This window comes from Capnocytophaga felis (assembly GCF_009684755.1).
Classification (GTDB): Bacteria; Bacteroidota; Bacteroidia; order Flavobacteriales; family Flavobacteriaceae; genus Capnocytophaga; species Capnocytophaga felis.
On the sequence record NZ_BLBC01000006.1, the window covers coordinates 95,157 to 113,462 of the forward strand.

The following is an 18,306-nucleotide window of genomic DNA, read 5'->3' on the forward strand; positions in this document are numbered from 1 at the left end:
TGTTATTTTTGATGTTATATTTTGTTGTATCAATAATTGTTCCAAAAAACTTAATTCATTGGCTTATAGGTTGAAATAAATTACATTCCTTCCAAAAGTCTGTCTAAAGAAACGATATCTTGTATTAAAACTTGTCTGGCTTTGCTTCCTTCAAACGGACCTACGACACCGGCGTGTTCCAGCTGGTCAATAAGTCGTCCGGCTCGGTTGTAGCCTAATTTTAGTTTACGTTGCAAAAGTGATGCAGAACCTTGCTGTGCATTTACCACAATCTCAGCTGCTTCTCTAAACAGAGGATCTCTATCTTCCGGATTGAAATCCAAATCAAGACCTTCACTTTCTCCTCCAACATATTCTGGTAGTAAATAAGCATCAGGATACGCTTTTTGGTTACCGATATATTCAGTGATGTGGTTTATTTCCGGAGTGTCAACAAAGGCACATTGAATACGAATTGGTTCATTGCCTTGTGTATAAAGCATATCCCCACGACCAATCAATTGTTCTGCTCCCGAACCATCTAAAATAGTTTTAGAATCAATTTTTGAAGTTACACGGAAAGCGATTCTTGCAGGGAAATTCGCTTTAATGATACCGGTAATTACGTTTACAGACGGACGCTGTGTGGCGATAATTAGGTGAATACCAATGGCTCGTGCCAATTGTGCCAACCGAGCGATAGGTAATTCAACTTCCTTTCCGGCAGTCATAATCAGGTCGGCAAATTCATCAACTACCAACACGATGTACGGCAAGAATCTGTGTCCGTCATTTGGATTAAGTTGCCTTGCTTTGAACTTTGCGTTATACTCTTTAATGTTACGAACCATAGCATTTTTTAGCAATTCATAACGGTTATCCATCTCAATACACAATGAATTCAATGTGTTTACTACCTTTTTGTTATCTGTGATTATAGCATCTTCACTGTCAGGTAGTTTTGCTAAAAAATGACGTTCAATTTTATTGAAAAGTGTAAGTTCTACTTTTTTAGGGTCAACCAAGACAAACTTTACTTCCGCAGGATGTTTTTTGTATAACAAAGATGTTAAAACCACATTCAAACCGACAGACTTTCCTTGCCCTGTCGCTCCAGCCATCAAAAGGTGTGGCATCTTGGTTAAATCGGCAACAAATGTTTCGTTACTGATGGTTTTTCCGAAAGCAACAGGTAGCTCCATTTCAGCGTGTTGGAATTTCGGAGAAGTTATCATCGAACGCATAAAAACCGTTGTAGGTTTTTTGTTAGGCACTTCAATACCGATGGTTCCTTTTCCCGGAATAGGGGCAATGATGCGTATTCCTAAGGCTGCCAACGACAAAGCAATATCATCTTCCAAATTTTTGATTTTGGAAATACGAATTCCTGCCGCAGGGACGATTTCATACAGTGTAACGGTTGGTCCGATGGTGGCTTTTATTTGTGAAATTTCAATTTTATAATCCTTAAGTGTTTGAACAATAGTGTTTTTGTTTTCTTCTAATTCTTCTTGATTGATAATAATTCCGTTATCTTTTGGTTCAATTAACAATTCGATTGATGGAAATCTATAATCACTCAAATCCAATCTCGGGTCATATTCTCCGTAATTTTCAACTAATTTTTGAGCAAGTAATTCAGGGTCAATCTCTTCTGTTTTAGGTTTTTCTACTTCAAAATCAGGTTCTTTTACATTTGTTATGAAAAAATCATTCTCAACTTCAATTTCTTGAGAAGCCTCATTTTGGGAATTATCAATGAAAGGGATTTCTTTCTTGTGGGTGAAGACATCTAATTTTTCAGTTTCTTTTTCTTTTATGAAAACATCTTTTTTGTTTATTTCGATATCTTCTTTATTATCAATCTTTTCTATTGATTTTTCTGCATCTTTGTAAGATGATTTTTCTCGTTTGAATTTGGACAATATATCAGAGAAAATTGCACTAACTTTTTCCGGAGTTAAGTTGGCTTTGAAAACAACGTATAAGGTTAAAAATAGCAATAAAACTAATATTGTGCCAAAACGTCCCAAATAATCTTGAAGGAAGTGATTGATTTCAAATCCTGAAACTCCACCAAGAATACTTGCTTTTCCTGAGAAAAAACCTAAAAATGTAGCAATGAAAACAGTCCAAAGTACTCCCCAAAACCATCGATTTAGCATAGGAATTTTCAGGTTAAAAGCGATTTTTAATCCTGACAGAAATAACAAACTAATAGGAATAAGCGTTGCCAAACCGAAGCCCTTGTAAATGAAAAGGTATCCGAGATAAGCTCCTATCTTACTGGTAAGATTGTTGGCTTTTTCCTGTCGGTTACCAATTTCAGACCAAATACTTTGGTCGGTTTGCCAAGTGAAAAAATAGGACACAAATGTGATAATTAAGAAAAGAGAAATAACAATCAAAACAATTCCGAAAATTAATTTTCGTTGTTTTGACTTATCAGATTGATTTTTAGGTTTTTTATCTGTTTGTTTTTGTTTTTTTTGTCCCATTTATATTTTTGAAAAATTGAAATTGAAGACGAAACGAAAAAATTGAGAATGCTTTTTTTCACTCTCAATTCATTGATTCTAAGATTTTATGTTACTTCAGTTTTGTTAATGCAGCCTCATAATTAGGTTCGTTAGCAGTTTCAGCCACTTGTTCCGTATGAATGACATTTCCTTCTTCATCTAAAACAATTATGGAACGCGACAGCAATCCTTTCAAAGGTCCGTCAGTAATTGTTACTTCATAATTATTTCCAAAATCTCCTCTGAAATCAGAAAGCATTACTAAATTTTCGATGCCTTCTGCTCCACAAAAGCGACCCAAAGCAAAAGGTAAATCTTTTGAAATGCAGAGAATTTGCACATTATTCAAGTTACTGAGTTCTTTGTGAAATCTGCGAACAGAAGCTGCACAAACTCCTGTGTCAATGCTTGGAAAAATATTTAAAACTACTTTTTTCCCTTTAAAATCACTTAAAGAAACCTCTGTCAATCCTGTTGAAACAGCTGTAAAGTTAGGAGCTGATTTGCCTATTTTTGGTAACTCTCCTGCTGTGTGGATGGTATTGCCTTTTAATGTAATTGTTGCCATAAAAATTTGAGTTTTAAAATTAATGAATACGGGCAAAGATAAGATAAAAAAATGGAAAGTTAAAAGTAAAAATGAAAAAGTCCGAAGTTCAAAATTATGAGAAAGAACTACGGACAAAAAATATTGATTTTATTTAAAGCTAATTGAGTTTATCGAACCCTTTTCCATAAACGCCCATTACAGTAGCTTTTGTTACAAAAGCCTCAGGGTCAATGCTTCCTACTAATCGGAAAATAGAAGTGGCTTCAGTGCGGCGTGCTATTACAATTACTATTTTTTGAGGAGTTTGGGAATACCAACCAAGTCCGTCAATTACGGTGCATCCGCGTTTTATTTCTGTGTTGATATGAGTAGCAATTTCGTCGTAATGTTTTGAGAATATGAAAAGTTGAACCGATTGGCGAGCTCCATTTATCACAATTTCAACCATTTGCCACATCAAAGGAAGAAGAATCAAGCCGTAAATGGTTCTTTCTAAAGTTTCTTTGTCGCTATCTAAGATGAAATAAGATGAAACAACTATCAGAACGTCAACGATTAACAGAATTCGAGCGAGACTGATACGATAATATTTTGTAACCAAAGCACCTATAATGTCAGTTCCTCCCGTACTTCCATTTACTGAAAAAACAAGCCCCAAACCTGTACCGCAAAAAAGCCCTCCTACGATTGCAGAAAGAAATTCGTCGCTAACCGGTGGATTTTCAGAGAAATATGGTTGTAAATAAGATTCCCCAAAGCTCAACATTAATGATAATAAACCAATTCCTAACAATGTACGAATGACATATTGGCGGTTTACGGCACGAAAAGCAATCGCCAGTAAAACAATATTTACCACCAAAGTTGTTTTCCAAATTTCAATGCCTGTTACATATTTAACTATGATGGAAATTCCTGATAGTCCGCCGGTTACAATTCTGTTTGGAATGATGAACCCCGTCAACCCAATGGTGAAAAGAGCCAATCCTAAAATGATTACCAAATAATCTTTAATGTAGAAAGACTTCAGATATTTTATTCTACGACTTTTATTTTTTTTCATATTCTTAAAATATATCCATTTATTAAATTTGAGTGCAAAAATATTTAATATTTTTTAATTTGGGAGCTTTTTTCGACTGTTTTTTTTCATATCCTCAAAATGTATTTATAGTTTGTTTTTTTGTTTTATTTTTCTACTTTTGCACCCGAAAATAATGCTGGTAATCAAAATCATATTTTAGAGTTCTTAAATTTATGTTGACACGAAGACATATCAGAGTAAAGGTGATGCAATCCATTTATGCAATGACACAAAGTCAAAGTCAGAGCTTGGATAAAGAATTGAAGTTTTTACAAAATAGTGCGAACGATACGTTCAAACTCTATTTACTAACCTTCTCTCTTTTGAAAGAACTTCACAATATGGCTGTTACGCAGTTTGAAGTTGCACAAAAGAAATATTTAGCAACCACGCAGGATAAAAATTTGAATAAGAAAATAATTGACAATCAGGTTTTTATTCTTATTTCGAATAATGAGCTTCTGCAAGATGCAATCAATAATGCTCAGATGAATTGTTGGGATTTGGATAGCGAATATGTCAAAATTATTTATAAAAAGATTATAGATAGTGACATATATAGAAAATATGTATCTGAAAAGAAATCCAATTTCAACACAGACAGAGATTTTGTTGTAGATGTATTTAAGGAAATTGTAGCTCCTGATGAAAAAATTTATGATTATATAGAAGGATTTAACTTAACTTGGATAGATGATTTTTCAATAGTTAATACTTTTATATTGAAGTTGTTAAAGAGTGTAAAGCCGGATAGTAATGAAAAATATTTTGTGCCGAAGCTCTTTAAAAATGATGATGACAAGTTGTTTGCTACCGATTTACTGAAAAAGGTAACGTTAAATGACGAAAAATTACAGAGTTATATACACGAAAAAACAATTAATTGGGATAAAGATCGTATCGCTGTGTTGGATAACATCATTATAAAAATGGCTATTTGCGAGTTTTTGAGATTTCCGACAATCCCTGTGAAAGTAACTCTGAATGAATATCTTGAGATAGCTAAGGAATATTCAACGGAAAAAAGTAGTATTTTTATCAACGGAATTCTTGATAATTTATCTAAAGAATTTCAGGAAAGAAACGAACTTAATAAAATAGGAAGAGGATTACTTTAAAAATAGATTAAAAATAATTTTAAATCAATTTATTATGAGTGCAATTAATAATTTTTTACCGATTATATTGATGTTTGCGGTGCTTTATTTTCTTATGATTCGTCCGCAAATGAAACGTCAAAAACAAGAAAAGAACTTTATTCAAGAGATGAAAAAGGGAGATAGCGTAATAACTAAGAGCGGTATGCACGGACGTATAGTTGAGCTTACCGATGATAGTTGCGTTATTGAAACTCTTGCCGGTAAAATCAAATTTGAGCGTTCGGCTATTTCTATGGAAATGTCGAAGAAATTGAACGCACCAAAAGAGGTGAAAAAATAATTAAATACGAAGAACAAATTTAATTGTAATATAAAATCCGTGAGTGTGTATCATTTCACGGATTTTGAATTTTTGTAGATTAGGATTTTAAAGAAATTTAGATGGCAGCTCATAATGATTTTGGAAAAGAAGCTGAGCAAATTGCAGCAGATTTTTTGGTGAAAAATGGACACCAGATTTTGGAACGTAATTTCACGTTTGGTCACGCCGAAATTGATATTATCTCACAAAAAGGAAATACTTTGCACATAGTTGAGGTTAAAGCCCGAACTTCAACAGCTTATGGAGAGCCAGAGAGCTTCGTTAGCAAACAAAAAATAGATTTGGTTATAAAAGCAACAAATCATTATATCGAAAAAAAAGATTTGGATTTGGAAGTTCAGTTTGATATTATTTCAATTGTAAAAAATAGTATTGAATTTAATATCAACTATATAGAAGATGCGTTTTATTCTTTTTAAAAAGTTAAGAAAAAGTGAAAAAATAAAATTGCTGTTACAAAATCATTTTTTGTTGTATTTTTGTAACAAAAATAAGATTAACTTTTTTAGAAAATAATTTGATGAAAACAGTATCATCTGCCGTTGAAAATTATATCAAATCAAAACCTTTTTTGCAAACAGCACTCTCTCAGGGAATTATTAATTTAACTTCTCTGGCACGTATTATTCGTAAGGAAATTCAAAACGATACGACGCATCGTGAAGTGCGTAACGGAGCTATTGTGATGGCTTTGAAGCGTTTATCTACCGATATGGAATTTCGTTCAACGCATCGTATTGTTAAGGTTCTGAAAAATATCGGAGAGATTATAGTTCGTTCAAATTTAACGGATTATACTTTTTTAGTTTCTGAAACAATTCTAAATAGTCAAGCTGAATTGTTGAAAAAAATCCAAAATACAAAGGATGTTTTTTATGCAACATCAAGGGGAGTGAATGAAACCAGCTTGATTGTCAGCAACTCTACGGAAGTGATTGTTGAAGAGGTTTTCAAAAACGAAAAATGCTTGCACAAGTTTACAAATTTGGGTTCAATAAGTGTGAAACTTCCTGAGGAAAATATCTCAGTACCAGGGATTTATTATTTTATTTTCCAACGACTGGCTTGGGAGGGAGTCTCGATGAATGAAGTAATTTCTACAGCCAACGAATTTACAATTGTAGTGCCTGAATTTCAGGTAGATGTAGCATTTAAAGTTATTAAAGATTTGAAATTATTATAGTTTAAAGATAATTACTAACCACTAAGAAATAAATTATGGTTCGAGTTCGATTTGCTCCAAGTCCAACGGGAGCATTACACATAGGCGGGGTGCGTACTGCTTTATTCAATTATTTATTCGCTAAAAAACACGGAGGAGAATTTTTACTTCGCATAGAAGACACTGACCAAAATCGATACGTGGAAGGTGCTGAAAAATACATTATTGATTCGCTAAATTGGTGCGGAATTCCGTATGATGAAGGGGTAGGAAAAGAAGGAAAACACGCTCCGTATCGCCAAAGTGAACGTAAAGAAATTTACAAAAAATATGCCGATGAACTTATTGAAAAAGGTTGGGCATATTATGCATTTGATACAGCAGAAGAACTTGATAATCAAAGGAAAAAAAACGAATCTGAAGGGAATACTTTTATCTATAACTGGAGCAATCGGCAACAATTGAAAAATTCGTTATCACTCTCAAATGAAGAGGTACAAAAGCGAATTCAAAACGGAGAAGAATTTGTAATTCGATTTAAAATGCCACACGATGAGGTTCTGAAAATGAATGATTTAATTCGTGGTGAGGTAACTGTTGATACTAAAACATTGGATGATAAGGTTTTATTTAAAAGTGATGGAATGCCCACGTATCATTTGGCTAACATTGTTGATGATCATTTAATGGAAATTTCGCACGTAATTCGTGGTGAAGAATGGCTTCCATCAATGCCATTGCATATTTTATTGTATCGTGCTTTTGGCTGGGAAGCTCCACAATTTGCTCATTTGCCGCTGATTTTGAAGCCGGTAGGAAATGGGAAGTTAAGCAAACGCGATGGAATTAAGTTAGGTTTTCCGGTTTTCCCAATGAATTGGCAAGAAGAAAGCGGAATGCTCAAAGGATTCAGAGGAGAAGGCTATTTTCCGGAAGCGTTGGTAAATTTTTTGGCACTTTTGGGCTGGAATCCAGGTAGCGACCAAGAAATTTTTTCGTTGGAAGAACTTACTCAATTATTTGATTTGGAGCGAGTTCATAAAGCAGGAGCAAGATTTAATATTGAAAAAGCTCAGTGGTTCAATCATCAGTATTTGCAGAAAAAATCAAATGCCGAATTAGCGAGCGAGTTTCAAAAAATTCTTTCTGAAAAAAATATTTCAAAATCAATTGAAATAGTAGAGAAAATAGTTTCATTGATTAAAGAAAGAGCAACATTTGTGTCAGATTTTTGGGAATTAGGCAATTATTTCTTCCAGAAACCTGAGAAATATGATGAAAAAGCGTTTAAAAAGCAATGGAAAGAGAACACAGCTGAAATCATTTCGGAAGTAGCTGAAATCATTAAAAATACAGCGGACTTTTCTTCATTAGTTTTGGAAGAAAATGTCAAAAAGTATATTTCTGAAAAAGGTTACGGATTTGGGCAGGTAATGCCTCCGCTCCGATTGGCTTTGGTAGGAGAAATGAAGGGAGCACATATATTTGATATTATGGAAGTTATTGGAAAAGAGGATACACTTAACCGATTGTCAGCCATTTTGGAAGCAAACAAGTAATTAAAATTTTAAACAAAATGACATTCTTGAATTTTATTTGGAATCCGGATGAGGCTTTACTTACCATTCCTATTTTGAATATAGGGGTGCGTTATTATAGTCTGATGTTTGTGGTGGCTTTTGGTTTGGGTTGGTATCTGACAAAAAAAATCTATCTGAATGAGGGAAAAACATTACAGCAGTTAGATACATTATTCATTTACACGGCTTTAGCTACATTGATAGGTGCTCGGCTTGGACATTGTTTTTTCTATGATTGGGATTATTTTAAGCACCATATTTTAGAAATATTTTTGCCCGTTCGGTTTGAGCCTGAATTTCAATTTACCGGATTTTCGGGGTTAGCGAGTCACGGAGCTGCGGTGGGGATTATCATTGCAATGATTTTGTATGTTAGAAAATATAAAGATATCTCACTTTCGTGGATTTTGGATAGGGTAGTAATTCCTATTTCTATTGGAGGAATGTTTGTTCGTTTTGGTAACTTCTTTAATTCTGAAATAAACGGAAAAGTAGTAAATGAGAGTTTTCCGTTGGGAGTGAAATTTGTTCAAGGAGGAATGATTTCTCCTCGTGAGGCAATGAAAATTACCGGAACAAATACTCCCGATGCAGCTTATGACTTAATCGTTTCCGACCCTCGTTTTTCTGAGGTTTTGGCAAGTATTCCGTACCAACATCCGGCACAATTGTATGAGGCATTTGGCTATTTCATATTATTCTGGATTTTGTGGTATTTTTATTGGAAAACGGACAAAAAACGGCAACCTTATTTCATTTTTGGTTTATTCCTGATTATTCTTTGGGGAATTCGTTTTGTAGTGGAATTTGTAAAAGAAAGTCAAGGCGGATTTGAAAGCAGTTTAGGATTATTTTCAACAGGTCAATGGCTTAGTATTCCGTTTATCATTGCCGGATTTTTTTTCCTATTTAGAAAAACCAGATAAATATTTTGAGAATGATTAAAAAAGTGATTTTTTAAATTAAAATAATATCAGATAATGAATTTTTTTAGAAAATATTTTGTGCATCTTGCATTAGGATTTGTTGGGCTTGCGACATTGGCGTATGTTTTGCCCGCACTTTTTTCATCTGAAGAAAAAAAGATTGCGTTTCAAGAAACCGAAATTAAAGCTCCTGAAATTGATTTCACAAGAGAGGCCGAGTTATCAATCTTTAAAAAAGGTAATTTGTTGAAAAAGATAGATATAGAATTTGCTAACACACCTGAAGAAACGAGCTTAGGGCTGATGTATCGTAAAGGAATGGATGAAAATCAAGGAATGTTATTCATTTTTCCAGAAGAGGAAATGCGTTCATTTTATATGAAAAATACTGAGTTTCCGCTTGATATTATTTATTTAAATGCTCAAAAACAAGTAGTTAGTATTGTAAAAAGAGCTAAACCTTATGATGAAACTTCACTTCCGTCAGAAAAACCAGCAATGTACGTTTTAGAGATAAATGGCGGACTTTCAGATAAATGGGGAATCGAAGAAGGAGATACAATTACATTTGAGAAGAATTAAGTGAAAATCAAAAATGGAGGAAAAAGTAATTCTGGTAGATGAACAAAACAATCCTATTGGCTTGATGCCCAAGTTGGAAGCACACGAAAAAGCGTTACTTCACCGTGCTTTCTCGGTTTTTGTAATGAATCAAAAAGGAGAAGTGATGTTACAACAACGGGCATTTCATAAGTATCATTCACCGGGATTGTGGACAAATACCTGTTGCAGCCATCAGCGTGAAAATGAAACCAATGTGGAGGCAGGAAAACGTCGTTTGCAAGAAGAAATGGGATTTGTAACCGAGCTGACCGATGTAATTTCTTTCATATACAAAGCTCCTTTTGACAATGGACTTACAGAACACGAATATGACCACGTTTTGTTAGGATATTATGAAGCAAATCCAAATATAAACACCGAAGAGGTTGCCGACTGGAAATGGGAACTTCCTGAAAATATCAAAAAAGATATTGAACAAAATCCACAAAAATACACCGAATGGTTTAAAATTATTTTTGAAAAATTTTATGATTATTTGTTCAATAAGAAAATAAAAAAATAGAAAGTTGAAAAACTTAATCTCGGAATACTTTTAGGGATTAAGTTTTTGTTTTTTACGTAAAACATTTTATTTTTGCCGTATGAATCATTTTGTAGTATCCGCAAGAAAATACCGCCCACAATCGTTTCGTGATGTGGTTGGGCAACAAGCAATTACCAATACGCTTATGAATGCCATTGAGAACAATCATTTGGCTCAGGCTCTTCTTTTTACGGGACCTCGTGGAGTAGGGAAGACTACTTGTGCAAGGATTTTGGCAAAGAAAATCAACGAGCAAACTTCGGAAGTGCAAGATGATAATGATTTTGCGTTCAACGTATTTGAGTTGGATGCTGCTTCTAACAATAGTGTGGACGATATTCGCAGGCTTATTGACCAAGTGCGTATTCCGCCTCAAGTAGGAAAATATAAAGTGTATATCATTGATGAGGTGCATATGCTATCAACAGCGGCTTTCAATGCTTTTTTGAAAACTTTGGAAGAACCTCCCAAACACGCCATTTTTATTTTGGCAACCACCGAGAAACACAAAATTATTCCAACGATTCTTTCAAGGTGTCAAATATTTGATTTCAAGAGAATTACTGTAAATGATGCTCGTGAGTACTTAAAATATATCGCTCAAGAACAGGGAATTCAGGCAGAAGACGAAGCCTTGCAGATTATTGCTCAAAAAGCAGACGGAGCGATGCGTGATGCTCTTTCTATTTTTGATAGAGTGGTTAGTTTTTCCGGAAATAAAATTACACGTCAAGCCACTTCCGAAATACTGAATGTGCTTGATTATGAAACATATTTTGCCATTACAGACCTCATTTTAGGAAATAAACTTCCTGATTTGCTAAAGGCTTTCAATGATATTATTGCACAAGGGTTTGATGGTCATCATTTTATATCTGGTTTGGCAAGTCATTTCAGAGATTTGATGGTTTGTAAAAATCCCATCACCATCGCACTTATGGAGGTAAGTGAGGAAACGCAGAAAAAATATTCACAACAAACTCAAAGAACTACCGTTCCATTTTTGATGGAAGCTATCAATATTGCTAATGATTGTGATTTGAAGTACAGAAGTAGTAAAAATCCGCGATTGTTGGTTGAAATTGCTTTGATGCAACTTGCATCTTTGACCTTTGAAGGTGATAAAAAAAAAATGATGGACGCTTCATAATTCCGGCGTATGTGTTTAATAAACAGGAAGAAATACAACCGTCATCCGTAACAGCTAATGAGCAAAAATCGGTTACGCAAATAACAACTTCCAGACTTCACGCTAACATCCCAACAATAACAAAACAGGAACGAACAGAGGTAATTTCAAGTTTTTCAATACGAAGTGTTCAATTAAAGACAGAAGTAAAGAAGAACTCGAAAGAGGAAATTATTGATCCAAATTCTCTGCCCCGGGAAGAATTTTCTGAAACGGATTTTCTCCGTTTTTGGAATAATTATATCGAAAATTTATTGGCAAAAGGAGAACGAATCCAAGCTTCGTACTTGCAAATGAGTGTTCCCGTACTCAAAGAGAAAGAGATTCATTTGGAGGTTTCTAACGATACTGCTCATACGGAAATTTTACAGAATGAAAGCAGATTACTTGATTATTTACGCAAATCACTACGTAATTATGATATTTCTTTGAAGCTTATTAAGAATGAAGAATTAGCGAAAAAGATTTTAGTTACTCCTGATGATAAATATGAAAAATTACTTGAAAACAATCCTTTACTGAAAGAGTTTCGTGAGGCATTTAACTTAAATTTAGGATTTTAGTCAATTGTGAACCAAATGTAAACTTTAAACTTAACTTTTAAGTTTGAAAAATGATAAAAGAGAGTTTATATAAAATAAATTTCTATATTTGTGGGGTTTAACTTAAATAACAAATTATGTTATATATTTATATTCTTATTACGGCACAGATAATCAATGGATTATTTTTTTGGAAAGGCTACCAAAAGGCAGGTTATAAGGCGTGGGAAGCCTTTGTCCCTTTTTATAATAATGTTATATTTTTGAAAATAATAGAACGTCCGTGGTGGTGGCTCTTTCTGATGTATTTGCCTGTAATCGGGAATATTATGCTTATCGTAATGAACTATGAATGGTTGCACGTTTTTGGTTATCGCAAAAAGAGATATACTTTGCTTTCTGTTCTTACTTTAGGATTATTTACAGCTTACCTAACGTATTTGCCTACAACTAAATACATCGGCAAGGATAATGAAGTAATTAAGAAGAATGTATCTTCGTGGATAAGTGCTACATTATTTGCTGTGGTTGCGGCTTCGGCAATTCATACCTATTTTATTCAGCCATATATGATTCCTACTTCCTCTTTGGAAAAAACGTTGTTAGTCGGTGATTTTCTGTTTGTTAGTAAGTTTCATTATGGAGTTCGCGTGCCAATGACACCTCTTTCGTTACCTATGGTTCACGATTCCATTCCGTTAGTAGGTACAAAATCATATTTGAAAGTTCCGCAGTTGCCTTATTTGCGTTTACCGGCATTGCAAAAGATTCAGCGTAATGATATTACGGTTTTTAACTGGCCTACCGATACGGTGCGTTTCTTCCGTGATAATTCTAATATTCACGTCGATAAACCCATTGATAAAAGGTCGAATTATGTAAAAAGAACTGTTGCCGTTCCGGGAGATAAGTTTGAAATCAAAGACGGAGACGTTTATATAAACGGAAAAAAAGAAATCTATCCTGTCAGAGCAAAATTACAGACTTCTTATGTTGTTGAAACTAAACCTAATATCGGTCAGTTAACTCCTGATTTTATGTATCAACAGTTTGATGTAACCGATTATTTTACACCAATACAGCAAAATGTGTACGTATTTTCTTCATTGACTGAGGAAGTAGCCGAAGCTCTGAGAAAAAGCCCCAACGTAGTTTCTGTAAAAAAGCGAATTGAAGAGGCTGGAAAGTATAATCAGGCTGTGTTCCCGCATTCGGAAAATTACAAATGGAATGAAGACCAATACGGACCGATAACAATTCCTGCTGAAGGACAAACAATTACACTTTCCATTGAAAATTTACCACTTTACAAACGAATTATTGAAGTTTACGAGAATAATTCGTTGGAAATCAAAGGAAATGATATTATTATCAACGGACAAAAGACAAATTCCTATACTTTCAAGCAAAATTATTACTGGATGATGGGAGATAATCGTCATAATTCGGAAGATAGCCGCTATTGGGGATTTGTTCCTGAAGATCACGTACTTGGAAAACCTGTTTTGATTTGGATGAGTACAGACAAAAATGCTTCAGGTTTGAATAAAATCCGCTGGAATAGACTTTTCACTACTGTTAATGGCGAAGGTGAACCCGTTTCCTACAGATATTACGCTCTTGTTCTCATAGTTTTAGTTTGGGGCGGATATGAATTTTATTCCAGAAAAAGAAAGAAAGCAAAAGAGTCAAAATAAAAGGTAAAAGAATAGCATAATCGTTATAAAATTCAAAGAAGTCGTGCTGAATTGAAGCATTATTCAGTTTGAATTGAATTTTAAAAAGAAAAAACGAGTTCAATACTTAACTACATATCTTTTTATGATTTAAGTGTTGATTTTAAATGTTTTTCAGTGTTTTCTGTCGGCATTGGAGACGAAGCGTTAAGAAGATCAATGAATGTAGCGTAGAAAATTTCTACTGTTTGAGCGTAGCGAGTTTAGAAATTTTCAGCAGAATAAATTGATTTTTAGCGAAGTATCCATAGCCTTGAATTTTTGGTACTTTTGTTTCAAGACAAAAGTATAAATATGAAAGTAAATGATGAAGTCAAAAAGAAAAATAATATAAAATGTATCAGGCACTTATTCACCCGACATATTTCCCGAGCATTGCTCAATTTCATTTGATGCTCACACATCCTTGTGTTTTGGAGGTATCGGATAATTATCAAAAACAAACGCTCCGAAACCGAGCTTATATTTACGGAGCTAACGGAAAATTGGCGTTAAATCTGCCTATTAAGCACGTTGGGGGCGAAACCGGAAGACAACTTTTCAAAGATGTGCGTGTAGAAAATCATTTTCCTTGGCAGCGATTGCATTGGAAGAGCCTCGAAACCGCATATCGAACTTCACCTTTTTTTGAGTATTATGAAGATGATTTATTTCCGCTTTTTGAGAAGAAATATACCTTTCTGTTAGATGTAAATATGGATACTATTGAAACGGTGTTGGCTTGTTTGCAAACGGATATAAATTTTGATAAAACAAAAAGCTATGAGGCCGAACCTAAGGAAGTTAAAGATTTCCGTTTTTTGACTTCTGCTAAAAAAGAATTTCCTTTGCAGATGGAGCAGTATCATCAAATTTTTTCCGACAAACACGGATTTTTACCTAATCTGAGCGTATTGGACTTACTTTTCCACGAAGGACCTAACACGGAGGATTATTTGATAAATAAAGTACAATTATAAACATAAAAACCAACCTGAAAATTACGTTTTTAGAATATAAAGAAGTAAAATGAAATTTCCGCAACCCTATACATTAAAGCAAATTGCCACCATCATCAAGAGTTCTTTCGTGGGTGATGAGAATTTTCCTGTACTCGGAATGAATGAAATCCACGTAGTGGAAGAGGGCGACATCGTTTTTGTTGACCACCCGAAGTATTACGACAAAGCTTTGCAATCACGTGCTACAATCGTGCTGATTAACAAAGAAGTAGAATGCCCCGAAGGAAAAGCACTCCTCATTTCCGACGACCCGTTCAGGGATTTTAACAAATTAACGGATTTCTTCAAACCGTTTCAAAAATCTACGGCATTGGTTGCTCCATCGGCTCAAATTGGAGAAAATACGGTTATCCAACACGGAGCGTTCATCGGAAATAACGTAAAAATCGGAAGAAATTGCACAATTCATTCCAACGTAAGTATTTACGACGATTGCATTATCGGGGATAATGTAACCATTCACGCCGGAACGGTGCTGGGGGCTGATGCGTTTTACTATAAAAAACGTCCTGAAGGCTTTGATAAACTCAAATCCGGAGGAAGAGTTGTAATAGAAGATAATGTGGATTTAGGAGCTTTGTGTACTATCGACCGAGGTGTTACGGGCGACACAACAATCAAACGCGGAACAAAGATAGACAATCAAGTTCACGTGGGGCACGATACAATTATCGGGGAAAAATGCTTAATTGCTTCACAAACCGGCATTGCAGGATGCGTAGTTATTGAAAATGAAGTAACTATTTGGGGGCAAGTGGGAATGACCAGCGGAATTACCATTGGGGCAAAGGCAGTTATTCTGGCACAAAGCGGAATTTCCAAATCATTGGAGGGCGGACTAACGTACTTCGGTTATCCGGCTGAGGAAGCTCGTAAGAAATACAAGGAAATGAGTGCTTTACGACGATTAGTCAAATAAAATAAAGTTCCTCCGTAATTAAAAATAATAAAATTCAGTAGAAACAACGATGGAAAAACCTGTATTAGAGTTAAAGAACGCATCAATATACCAACGTTCAAGCCTGATTCTCACAGAAATCAACCTAACGATAAACAAGGGCGAATTGGTTTACCTTATCGGGAAGACGGGAACCGGAAAAAGCAGCTTAATAAAGCTTCTCTACGGTGATTTGCCTCTGGAAAAAGGTGAGGGGAGTGTTGTCGGCTTTAATTTGAAGAACCTCAAAGAAAGCGAAATCCCGCTTTTGCGAAGAAAACTGGGCGTGGTGTTTCAGGACTTTAAGTTGCTTTCGGATAGGAGTGTTTTTAACAATTTGTCGTTCGTGTTAAAGGCAACGGGCTGGCAAGATAAAGAAAAAATCAAACAACGCATAGAAACCGTTCTTGCTAAGGTAAAAATGCAGGATAAAGCGAAAAAATTTCCGCACGAATTATCCGGAGGAGAGCAGCAACGCGTTGCAATTGCACGTGCTTTGCTCAATGACCCGGAACTTATTTTAGCAGACGAGCCTACGGGAAACTTAGACCCTGAAACCAGCGTTGAAGTTATGCAAGTTCTGAAAGAAATCAATGCTTCGGGGCGTACTATTTTGATGGCAACGCACGATTATGCCCTTATTTTGAAGTTCCCCTCCAAAACGCTCAAATGCGACGAGAAAAAAGTATTTGAAGTAGTGCAAAAACGTCCTGAAATATAAGTTTGAAAAAGTAATTTTTGACAACATTGTACTGCGGAAACACTAATTCAAACCACAAAAATGAACATAAGGCATATATTTACTACGTATTTATTTGAAATTTTACTATTCTTCTTTTCAGTTTCCATTCCGTTTGTGTTGGATATGGGACCGGCTTTTTACGGAATCATAGCCACGTTTCTGATTTTCCTTTCTCTACGCCGAATTAACTATGTGTTGTTCGCCGTTGGGTTTGTTTTTGTTCTGATAACGTGCATATTGTTTCTGCCACAGATAATCTGGTTTGGGCATCCGCCTGCCACGATGATAGGAGCTTTTTTTGAGAGCGATTTGCAGGAGTCCAAAGAGTTTATTCAGTCGTTACCTTTATATTCGTACATCATCTCGGTTATTTATTTCTTGTTCGGATTGTATATTCTCTATTTAGGTAAGAAAAAAACGATTGTCCGAACCAAAAAACACATCTTTATAACCATTTTGTTGGTGGTTGTGTCGTTGGGGCTGACCCTTTTGCGTCCGTTGGAGAAAAATAGTGAGGGAGAGCCTTTCTACTGGGCGTATTCCAGAACTGCCATTATCGGTTTTTACGGAAAAATATTCAAAAACATCGAAGAATATCGTATTTTGAAGGCGGAACTTGAAAAAGGAATCGCCGACAAACCCAGTTGGGAAATAAATGCTGTTGAATCATCTTTTAATGATTATGTTTTGGTCATAGGCGAGAGCGTTCGCAGGGATTATATGTCCCTTTACGGGTTTCCTCTTGAAAATTCATCATTCTTGAAAAGCGTAAACGGAACAGTTGTGGAAGGATACACGGCAGCCGCTCCCAATACTTCTTCATCGTTGTTAAGAATGTTTGTACGGCAACAAAATGAAGCATTCTTGTATGCCAATAATATTATTTCACTGGCAAAATCGGCAGGGTTTGAAACCATTTGGCTATCAAATCAGGGATATGCAGGAGGACACGATTCGCCCGTTACGAAAATCGCTAACTTATGTGATAAAAAAGCGTTTACAAAGAAGTCCGAGTTTGCTTCTATGAACTATCCGGATTCGGTTTTGTTGCCATCTTTTGAAAAACATCTGCAAAACAAGTCCGGAAAAAGACGGTTGATTGTGTTGCATCTGTTAGGCTCGCATACGCAGTTTACATCGCGTCTGGAAAATCCGATTCATTACGATTACGTCAATAAAAACCTGTCGGCTTACTTGCAAACCATCGAGCAGACCGATTCTCTCCTTCAAAAGATATATCAAATGTTGCAAAAGCACTCGAAATCCTTCTCAATGTTGTATTTCTCCGACCACGGATTGATGACGCAGGACAGAGAAAGCTCCTTTTTTGCCACACTTACGCACGGGGACACCAACCCGAACAAAGCCGTGTATGAAGTTCCGTTCGTATTGATAACAAGTCAGGATACGCTGCATAAACATATCAAAGTTAACAAATCGGCTTTCCATTTTTTGGACGGATATGCCCATTGGCTGGGGATAAAAGAAAAAACGCTTGACCCGGCATACGATTTTCTTTCCGAAAAACCCGATTCCTTAAAAGTTTTTAATCATTTTGAAAACGTTCCGTATGAAACCTTAGCCGATGACGAGGTAATTCGGTTTTAGGAGATACAAAAAACGATAAAATCAGAGGGATTTAAATATTTTTTGAAAATTATCCGTAAAGAAAATTTGGAAATTAGAATTATAAAGCATAAGTTTGTCATATATTTCAAAATGAATTGTAT

Annotated in this window: 18 protein-coding genes; 15 read left to right on the top strand and 3 right to left on the bottom strand. The window is 35.2% G+C overall.

Features of this window, described 5'->3' with window-relative positions; genetic code table 11:
- Window positions 1–80: 80 nt before the first annotated feature.
- The 3 genes from GN105_RS05475 to GN105_RS05485 all read right to left on the bottom strand — a co-directional run bounded on the left by GN105_RS05475 (window position 81) and on the right by GN105_RS05485 (window position 4,111).
- On the bottom strand, window positions 81–2,477 hold the full coding sequence (locus GN105_RS05475) for an FtsK/SpoIIIE family DNA translocase (protein ID WP_155284429.1): 2,397 nt from the start codon (window positions 2,475–2,477) through the stop codon (window positions 81–83).
- A gap of 91 nt (window positions 2,478–2,568) precedes the next feature.
- Entirely contained in the window at window positions 2,569–3,066 is a 498-nt protein-coding gene (gene tpx, locus GN105_RS05480) for a thiol peroxidase (protein ID WP_155284430.1), read from the bottom strand.
- A 139-nt stretch (window positions 3,067–3,205) separates the two neighbouring features.
- A complete protein-coding gene (locus GN105_RS05485) occupies window positions 3,206–4,111 on the bottom strand; it encodes a YitT family protein (RefSeq protein ID WP_095896917.1) in 906 nt (301 codons plus the stop codon).
- 194 nt (window positions 4,112–4,305) lie between these two features.
- On the opposite strand from GN105_RS05485, the gene nusB reads away from it, so the two are divergent.
- The 15 genes from nusB (at window position 4,306) to GN105_RS05560 (ending at window position 18,184) form a co-directional block, all read left to right on the top strand.
- A complete protein-coding gene (gene nusB / locus GN105_RS05490) occupies window positions 4,306–5,250 on the top strand; it encodes a transcription antitermination factor NusB (RefSeq protein WP_155284431.1) in 945 nt (314 codons plus the stop codon).
- A 34-nt stretch (window positions 5,251–5,284) separates the two neighbouring features.
- On the top strand, window positions 5,285–5,572 hold the full coding sequence (gene yajC, locus GN105_RS05495) for a preprotein translocase subunit YajC (RefSeq protein ID WP_155284432.1): 288 nt from the start codon (window positions 5,285–5,287) through the stop codon (window positions 5,570–5,572).
- A gap of 101 nt (window positions 5,573–5,673) precedes the next feature.
- Entirely contained in the window at window positions 5,674–6,033 is a 360-nt protein-coding gene (locus GN105_RS05500) for a YraN family protein (protein ID WP_155284433.1), read from the top strand.
- A gap of 101 nt (window positions 6,034–6,134) precedes the next feature.
- Entirely contained in the window at window positions 6,135–6,797 is a 663-nt protein-coding gene (locus GN105_RS05505; RefSeq protein WP_155284434.1) for an aspartate kinase, read from the top strand.
- 35 nt (window positions 6,798–6,832) lie between these two features.
- Entirely contained in the window at window positions 6,833–8,335 is a 1,503-nt protein-coding gene (gene gltX, locus GN105_RS05510) for a glutamate--tRNA ligase (protein WP_155284435.1), read from the top strand.
- A 17-nt stretch (window positions 8,336–8,352) separates the two neighbouring features.
- Window positions 8,353–9,282: a prolipoprotein diacylglyceryl transferase gene (gene lgt / locus GN105_RS05515; protein ID WP_155284436.1), complete on the top strand. Its 930-nt coding sequence runs from the start codon at window positions 8,353–8,355 to the stop codon at window positions 9,280–9,282.
- Between the two features lie 54 nt (window positions 9,283–9,336).
- Complete coding sequence (locus tag GN105_RS05520; protein WP_155284437.1) at window positions 9,337–9,864, top strand: DUF192 domain-containing protein; 528 nt, start codon at window positions 9,337–9,339, stop codon at window positions 9,862–9,864.
- Between the two features lie 13 nt (window positions 9,865–9,877).
- Entirely contained in the window at window positions 9,878–10,408 is a 531-nt protein-coding gene (gene idi / locus GN105_RS05525) for an isopentenyl-diphosphate Delta-isomerase (protein WP_155284438.1), read from the top strand.
- A gap of 79 nt (window positions 10,409–10,487) precedes the next feature.
- On the top strand, window positions 10,488–11,579 hold the full coding sequence (gene dnaX / locus GN105_RS05530; RefSeq protein WP_155284439.1) for a DNA polymerase III subunit gamma/tau: 1,092 nt from the start codon (window positions 10,488–10,490) through the stop codon (window positions 11,577–11,579).
- Window positions 11,580–11,590: 11 nt separating this feature from the next.
- The gene (locus tag GN105_RS12960; RefSeq protein WP_227977344.1) at window positions 11,591–12,181 is read left to right on the top strand and encodes a DUF8439 domain-containing protein; all 591 of its coding nucleotides are present in this window, start codon (window positions 11,591–11,593) and stop codon (window positions 12,179–12,181) included.
- Window positions 12,182–12,297: 116 nt separating this feature from the next.
- Window positions 12,298–13,857, top strand: a complete 1,560-nt coding sequence (gene lepB, locus GN105_RS05540) for a signal peptidase I (protein WP_155284440.1) — start codon at window positions 12,298–12,300, stop codon at window positions 13,855–13,857.
- 374 nt (window positions 13,858–14,231) lie between these two features.
- Window positions 14,232–14,855 carry a WbqC family protein gene (locus tag GN105_RS05545; protein WP_155284441.1) on the top strand — a complete coding sequence of 208 codons (624 nt, stop codon included), beginning with the start codon at window positions 14,232–14,234 and terminating at the stop codon, window positions 14,853–14,855.
- A gap of 49 nt (window positions 14,856–14,904) precedes the next feature.
- On the top strand, window positions 14,905–15,816 hold the full coding sequence (locus tag GN105_RS05550; RefSeq protein WP_155284442.1) for a UDP-3-O-(3-hydroxymyristoyl)glucosamine N-acyltransferase: 912 nt from the start codon (window positions 14,905–14,907) through the stop codon (window positions 15,814–15,816).
- 49 nt (window positions 15,817–15,865) lie between these two features.
- A complete protein-coding gene (locus GN105_RS05555) occupies window positions 15,866–16,555 on the top strand; it encodes a cell division ATP-binding protein FtsE (protein WP_155284443.1) in 690 nt (229 codons plus the stop codon).
- A 60-nt stretch (window positions 16,556–16,615) separates the two neighbouring features.
- Window positions 16,616–18,184 (top strand): phosphoethanolamine transferase family protein, encoded by a 1,569-nt coding sequence (locus GN105_RS05560; RefSeq protein WP_155284444.1) that lies wholly within the window; start codon window positions 16,616–16,618, stop codon window positions 18,182–18,184.
- Window positions 18,185–18,306: the final 122 nt, after the last annotated feature.

Excerpts from the sequence above, each read along its gene's own strand:
- gltX (WP_155284435.1), top strand. The coding sequence starts at position 6,833 with ATGGTTCGAGTTCGATTTGCTCCAAGTCCAACGGGAGCATTACACATA.
- GN105_RS05550 (WP_155284442.1), top strand. The coding sequence starts at position 14,905 with ATGAAATTTCCGCAACCCTATACATTAAAGCAAATTGCCACCATCATC.
- GN105_RS05555 (WP_155284443.1), top strand. The coding sequence starts at position 15,866 with ATGGAAAAACCTGTATTAGAGTTAAAGAACGCATCAATATACCAACGT.
- GN105_RS05520 (WP_155284437.1), top strand. The coding sequence starts at position 9,337 with ATGAATTTTTTTAGAAAATATTTTGTGCATCTTGCATTAGGATTTGTT.
- lepB (WP_155284440.1), top strand. The coding sequence starts at position 12,298 with ATGTTATATATTTATATTCTTATTACGGCACAGATAATCAATGGATTA.
- GN105_RS05560 (WP_155284444.1), top strand. The coding sequence starts at position 16,616 with ATGAACATAAGGCATATATTTACTACGTATTTATTTGAAATTTTACTA.
- dnaX (WP_155284439.1), top strand. The coding sequence starts at position 10,488 with ATGAATCATTTTGTAGTATCCGCAAGAAAATACCGCCCACAATCGTTT.
- GN105_RS05500 (WP_155284433.1), top strand. The coding sequence starts at position 5,674 with ATGGCAGCTCATAATGATTTTGGAAAAGAAGCTGAGCAAATTGCAGCA.
- lgt (WP_155284436.1), top strand. The coding sequence starts at position 8,353 with ATGACATTCTTGAATTTTATTTGGAATCCGGATGAGGCTTTACTTACC.
- tpx (WP_155284430.1), bottom strand. The coding sequence starts at position 3,066 with ATGGCAACAATTACATTAAAAGGCAATACCATCCACACAGCAGGAGAG.
- GN105_RS05545 (WP_155284441.1), top strand. The coding sequence starts at position 14,232 with ATGTATCAGGCACTTATTCACCCGACATATTTCCCGAGCATTGCTCAA.
- GN105_RS05475 (WP_155284429.1), bottom strand. The coding sequence starts at position 2,477 with ATGGGACAAAAAAAACAAAAACAAACAGATAAAAAACCTAAAAATCAA.
- nusB (WP_155284431.1), top strand. The coding sequence starts at position 4,306 with ATGTTGACACGAAGACATATCAGAGTAAAGGTGATGCAATCCATTTAT.
- GN105_RS05485 (WP_095896917.1), bottom strand. The coding sequence starts at position 4,111 with ATGAAAAAAAATAAAAGTCGTAGAATAAAATATCTGAAGTCTTTCTAC.
- yajC (WP_155284432.1), top strand. The coding sequence starts at position 5,285 with ATGAGTGCAATTAATAATTTTTTACCGATTATATTGATGTTTGCGGTG.
- GN105_RS05505 (WP_155284434.1), top strand. The coding sequence starts at position 6,135 with ATGAAAACAGTATCATCTGCCGTTGAAAATTATATCAAATCAAAACCT.
- idi (WP_155284438.1), top strand. The coding sequence starts at position 9,878 with ATGGAGGAAAAAGTAATTCTGGTAGATGAACAAAACAATCCTATTGGC.